Source organism: Pseudomonas rossensis (assembly GCF_039888995.1).
In the GTDB taxonomy this organism is placed as follows: Bacteria; Pseudomonadota; Gammaproteobacteria; order Pseudomonadales; family Pseudomonadaceae; genus Aquipseudomonas; species Aquipseudomonas rossensis.
Map to the genome: position 1 here is coordinate 1 of NZ_JBBWCB010000312.1, position 733 is coordinate 733.

The 733-nt window shown below is 59.8% G+C and carries 2 protein-coding genes; both read right to left on the reverse strand.

The genetic code is table 11. The features are described 5' to 3' along the window. A partial coding sequence (locus WLY71_RS30640; protein WP_347806572.1) for a glutathione S-transferase family protein occupies nucleotides 1-456 on the reverse strand: 456 nt, incomplete at its 3' end. 78 nt (nucleotides 457-534) lie between these two features. Beyond that, the coding region (locus WLY71_RS30645) for a hypothetical protein (RefSeq protein WP_347806573.1) at nucleotides 535-733 on the reverse strand (199 nt) is incomplete at its 5' end.

Sequence of the window (733 nt, forward strand, 5' to 3'; positions counted from 1 at the left end):
GCCCAGCAGATAATCGGATTGGCTCAGAGCCGTGTCGAGGTAACCCAGGTAGTTGGCCACCTCCGAATTGATCCGCGGATGCAACGGCGTGCCGGCTTCACCGAGGCGTCCCACGTACAGGTTCAACATCAGCGGCAACATCGCCGAGCCTTCGGCGAAATGCAGCCACTGCACGTATTCGTCATAGGCGGGGGTGGACGGATCGGGTTGCAGGCGACCGTCGCCATGACGGCGAATCAGGTAGTCGATGATCGCGGAGGACTCGAGCAGCTTCTGCGCGCCGTCTTCGATGACCGGTGATTTACCCAGGGCATTGATCGCTTTCAATTCGGGCGGTGCCAGGTTGGTCTTCGGGTCGCGCTGATAGCATTTCAGCTCGTAAGGGATGGCCAGTTCTTCCAGCAGCCAGAGAATCCGCTGGGAACGGGAGTTGTTCAGGTGATGCACGATAATCATGGTCGATGCCTTATCAGAAAATGGGGTTGTCGTTGGGCTTGAAGAACACTAGACCTTTTTGGCTCATTCGAAGTGCCCTCAATCCTTGCTCGCCGGTTTTGCTGTGCGCTTGGTGCCCGCCGAGGGCTTGCGTTTGGCGGGCTTGCGTTTGTTTTTCCACGGTGTGGCACCGCGCCCGGCGGGGCTTGCCGGGCCGCTGATGGTCAGGCTCAGGCCGGCGCAACGGGCGACCTGTTTGCTCATCCACGCGGCCTGTTTGGTGACGAACTCTTCCAGG